This is a genomic window from Ignavibacteria bacterium, assembly GCA_016873845.1.
Classification (GTDB): Bacteria; Bacteroidota; Ignavibacteria; order Ch128b; family Ch128b; genus JAHJVF01.
Window position 1 is genome coordinate 1 of sequence record VGVX01000110.1, and the last position, 5,144, is coordinate 5,144.

Sequence of the window (5,144 nt, forward strand, 5' to 3'; positions counted from 1 at the left end):
ATGTTTCTTCACACTCGCCATTTAAGCACCAATCGTTGACAATATCCCGAACTGCAAAATATACACCTTCTGCTTGAGCTTTGTTAAATTTACCTTTAGCAAAATATTGAAGGAATATCTTCTCTTTTAATGTTGACAAAACTCTAGACTCAAATTCTTCAATCTCTAAGTTAGTTAAACTCCTAACATTATAAGAACTCTCGTTGTTGGAGTTATTTGGAATGGAATCGCTAAAAAATCTGTGCTTAAATATTTTACTGATATCTAATAGCAGTATTGTCCTTCTGTATTCGGATTGTCCTGTCAAAATATTATAAACGATTGCTATTTGTTCATTAAAACTACTTTTCCTATCAAACGTTGTAGTAAAGTACTCGCTCTCAAATTTTTCAATAGGAATTGAAGGGAGGTGATAAAGTGGATTAACATTTTTAGGGACAAGCATATTTCCTGACATTGTTTTCTCCATTATGAAATAATCGCTTTCTCTAACAACGTCACGAATATTTCTGAGAATTTTTGTTCCAGTTGGGTCAGACTGAGAATATAGTCTGGCCAATTGTGCATCGACAACCTTTATAAGAAAACTTTTCCATGCAAGGAAAATGTCGATCTCCGAAACTTTTTCAAGTGAATCGTTTAATGATTTACAAAACTTCTCGATCCGATAAAAACTATCATTTTCATCCCTTGAAAATATTTCGGCAATACAATCGTACGAAAGGTCAGTTGTTGTAATGCCTTGTTGCTGGTATAAGTAATGGAGCGATGGTCTGATATTGTTAAGATAGCTGCATGCAACAATACGGGATATTTTTACCAGTTGACTCAATACCTTTAAATTTTTTGAATCCACTGAGATAATTTGTATGCTATTTTTTAGAGTGGTGAAATCTATTTTCATAGAAAGCATTCTCGAACACTCTTAAATTACGACAGAATAAAATCAAAGTACAGAGGAATTTGTATTGTATTTGAAAATTGGGCATGGATAATGGAATATGAAAACTGGAAGATGCGCTTTATCTGAGGAGGGATAAAAAATGAAAATTGTGATAAAGATTTTAGAAAATTTTTCTTCTTCGATTTTGTATCCCATTCATTAATATTCCCCCTGCAACAGATACATTCAATGAATCGATTTTACCATAGAGAGGAATCTTGACAAGGAAATCGCATTTCGATTCAGTTAATCGCCGCATTCCTTCGCCTTCCCTGCCTAGAACTAAAGCAAGCGGAAGGTCTACATCAATTTGATCAATTGTTTTTTCTGCCCTCGATGAAGTGCCAATTATCCATATTCCTTTTTCTTTCATCGCATCAATCGAGCGGGCGAGATTTGTAACCTTACAAATTTTAACGTGCTCAATTGCGCCGGCAGATGCTTTTGCCGCTGTGCTGTTTAAGCTTGCCGAATTATCTTTTGTAACAACTATTCCGTGAGCGCCCATACATTCAGCAGTGCGGATTAAAGCTCCGGCATTATGAGGATCCTGAATATTGTCAAAAATGAGAATGAATGGTTTTTGGTTTTTATTTTCCGCCTCGCTGATGATGTCCTCAATCTCAAAATATTTTCTATCAGAAATGAATGCAGCTATTCCCTGAGCCGGCAGGTCTTTTGTTATCTCTTGAAATTTTTGTTTGTTAATTTCAACAACTTTTACATGCTTATCGTGAGCAAATTTAAGTATCTCACCTAACGACCCCCCTTTACAGCCAAATAGGACAAATATTTTCTCAATTGATTTTCCCGACTTAAGCGCTTCAAGAACAGGATGCCGACCAACAATTAAACTCATTTACAAAATTACTTTTTGGGTTTCGGAGTATATTTCACGGTCGTTGGATCGAATCGTTTTAAGTCTGATTTTTTTTTGTAGAAAATGATCCCTGTTATTCCAATTAGAATTAATATCACTGAAATAATTTGTGCCTCAGATAGACCAAATAGCAATTGCGGGTTTATCCGAATAAATTCAACAGCAAAACGTGAAAGCCCATGAAGAATCAGAAAGTACATGAATAAATTTCCATCCGGAAAATTTTTCTTTCTAATCTTCCAAAGAATTAAGAAAATGATTACAGCAAGAATGAACTCATAAACCGGAGTGGGATGACAAAGTATACCTTCAGGAACGTTGCCATCGGGATAAAGATATTTCAAAGCTAATGAAGGAGGATATGTACCTGCAGAGTAATCCGTTCCCCAAGGTAAAGTTGTTGGAATTCCATAATCCCCGTCACCGGCAAGATGACAGCCCATACGTCCAATCCCGTAACCAATCGCTAAAGCAGGCGAAACAGAGTCAGCAATCACAAAGAATGGTAAATTTCTTCGGCGTGAATTTATCCAAATTGCAATTACCGCAAGAATAAATCCCCCATACCAGGTTAATCCGCCGGCCGAAAAAGCTTCGCCAATTGGATCTTGAATAAAGGTATCCCACGTTTCGAATAAATGAAACATTTTTGCTCCAATAATTCCGAAGATCAATGCAAGTAATGTTATCTCAGTGGCTAAATCGGTATGAATTTTCTTCCGTTTGAACTCAATTGATAGCAGATAGCTTGCAACTATAAATCCGATTCCAAGCATCAAGCCATAGCTATAAACTGTAAACGGTCCAATTTCAAAAAGTTGTGGGCACATAAATTATCCTATATATTCTACAAATTTCTTGTGTTTCTTATTATCCTTTAAAAATTCTCTTTCTAAGATAACGCTTCTTTCATAAGAATTTATTTTCAGATCGAACGAATTTGTCTCACCATTTTTTTTTATTATATGGAAAGTATATAAACCAATTAAAGATGGAAGCTTAATTCTTACCGAAGCTTTTCCTGCATAAGGGAAAGATATATCCTTTGAATTTAATCCTTTGATCTTGATTTTATACTCTCTATTCTGATTTGATAAAATATAATCAATGACATATCTGAATGAAGCGAATTCCCTGTAAGTCAACAGCTCGATTATAAAAAAATTTTTCTTCAAAATTTCGTCGAATTCAAAAACAGGTTTAATTTGATATTCGTATTTAAGTGTCCACCCTGTCGATTCGTCAATAATAGCTAATTCACTTGCGGGTTTTTCTTTTTTTGTTCTTACCATAAGTCAAATGAAGTAAGCAAAACTACTAGCTTGAGGCAAGTTTATTTTTGAGAATTTTCTGCACATCTTTTAACTCAATAAGTTCTTGCTCGCCGCTGGATAAATTCTTCAGCGTTATATTTCCTCCATGCATTTCTTCGCCAACAATTATAACAAATTTGGCATTCTGTCGATTGGCTTCTCTCATTTGAGCTTTAAGACTGCGGTCTAATAAATCTATTTCGCATGCGATATTTGCACGTCTAATTTCTGTTACAATATTGAACGCCGAATTTTTAAAATCACTTTTTACTGTGCAAACGAAACAATCTAACTTTGTTTCTTCAGATTGTTCATATTTTTCAGCTGCTAATAAAATTCTTTCGATGCCGCACGCCCATCCAATTCCTGGTGTTTCCTTCCCCCCAAGTTGAGAAACCAAAAGATCGTACCTACCACCTCCGCAAATTGCATCCTGTGCACCAAGATCGCTTGATGTAAATTCAAAGGCTGTTTTTGTGTAATAGTCCAGGCCTCTGACAAGATTAGGATTGAGTAAAAACTTAATTTGATTCATAGTCAAAAACTCTTTTAATCCATCGAAATGGGATTTACAGTCATCGCACAAATTCTCAAGTATCGAAGGCGCATCATTTTTCAGTAGGGTATCTTGTTCATCTTTCGAATCAAGAATTCTAAGAGGGTTTTTATCCAATCTCGTTCTACTGTCTTCTGAAAGTTTATCAACGAATTGAGAGAAGTATTCCCTTAATTTTTCTACATAAATCGATCGGCATACCGGACATCCAACACTATTTAAATGCAACTCTAAATTTTTGACATTCAATCCGCGAAGCATTTCATCAGCAAGAATTATTAACTCCCCATCAGCAATAAAACTTTTTGTACCAAATATCTCTGCTCCTACTTGATGAAATTGTCTAAAACGACCTGCTTGAGGTCTTTCCTGCCGAAACATCGGTGCGATATAATATAGTTTATTTACAGGACGGATTTCACCAAGATTGTGCTGAATAAATGTACGCACTACTGCTGCAGTCATTTCTGGTTTTAACGTTAGGCTGGCTCCGCTTTTATCCGTGAAAGTATACATCTCTTTTCCGACAATGTCTGTTTCATCCCCAATACCTCGCGCAAATAGACTTGTTTCTTCAAAAACTGGGGTTCGGATTTCCGTAAAGTTGAAATGCTTCATCAATTGGTGAATGTAAGACTCAAGCCGCTGCCAACGAAAAATTTCAGGTTGGAAAATATCTTTTGTACCGCGAATAGATTTAAACATTATCGATTAATTAGGAAAAAAATTATTTTATATAATAAGATGACAAATCAGTATTTATTAATGAAAATTTTGTTCTTTTGAATATCGAATAATAAATAAGAAATAATAAGTATCGATTTTAAATTGAAAAATTGTCTAATGATTCTCAAAAATAAATATTTAACCTCCTCATTGAATTTTCACTATTATGGAAGCTATGAACAAAGTTTCAGGATATATCAAAATAATTTGCTTCTTCTTTTCTAAAATGTTCAATAACTTCAACAACAGATTTAGAATCGAGCAGGCATTCACGAAAATCTTCATTATTCATAAGGCGCGAAATTCTACTCAACAGTTTTATATGTGAACTAACTAAACTATCCCTTCCAATTATCAGAAACACAAGGCGGACAGGTTGATCATCCAAAGCTTCGTAATCAACTGGATTTTTTGTAATTGCAAACGCAACGACAATCTCTGTGACGGCATCAGTTTTTCCATGTGGCACGGCAAAGCCTTTTCCCACACCAGTTGAGAGAACTTTTTCACGCTCGAGAACACAATTTCTGACTTTATCTTTATCCAACACTTTACTCGATTTCGAGACAGTATCGACCAATGCATCAATTATTTCATATTTATCTTTTGCTTCTAATTCGAGCAAAACATTTTCTTGGTTAAGTAAATCGCTGATTTTCATCTTATAGTATTCATTAATTAAGCGTTCAAATATAAATTAACGTTATTCTAAAATCAATTGCAGGT

6 protein-coding genes are annotated in these 5,144 nt (G+C 34.8%); all 6 read right to left on the reverse strand.

What is annotated here, in order from left to right; all coding sequences use genetic code 11:
* The coding region (locus FJ213_12715; GenBank protein ID MBM4177011.1) for a hypothetical protein at window positions 1-904 on the reverse strand (904 nt) is incomplete at its 3' end.
* Window positions 905-1,064: 160 nt separating this feature from the next.
* Entirely contained in the window at window positions 1,065-1,802 is a 738-nt protein-coding gene (rlmB, locus tag FJ213_12720; GenBank protein ID MBM4177012.1) for a 23S rRNA (guanosine(2251)-2'-O)-methyltransferase RlmB, read from the reverse strand.
* 8 nt (window positions 1,803-1,810) lie between these two features.
* A complete protein-coding gene (lgt, locus tag FJ213_12725; protein MBM4177013.1) occupies window positions 1,811-2,653 on the reverse strand; it encodes a prolipoprotein diacylglyceryl transferase in 843 nt (280 codons plus the stop codon).
* Between the two features lie 3 nt (window positions 2,654-2,656).
* Window positions 2,657-3,115 (reverse strand): hypothetical protein, encoded by a 459-nt coding sequence (locus tag FJ213_12730; protein ID MBM4177014.1) that lies wholly within the window; start codon window positions 3,113-3,115, stop codon window positions 2,657-2,659.
* 25 nt (window positions 3,116-3,140) lie between these two features.
* Entirely contained in the window at window positions 3,141-4,397 is a 1,257-nt protein-coding gene (locus tag FJ213_12735) for a histidine--tRNA ligase (protein MBM4177015.1), read from the reverse strand.
* Window positions 4,398-4,605: 208 nt separating this feature from the next.
* Window positions 4,606-5,079 (reverse strand): PTS sugar transporter subunit IIA, encoded by a 474-nt coding sequence (locus FJ213_12740; GenBank protein MBM4177016.1) that lies wholly within the window; start codon window positions 5,077-5,079, stop codon window positions 4,606-4,608.
* Window positions 5,080-5,144: the final 65 nt, after the last annotated feature.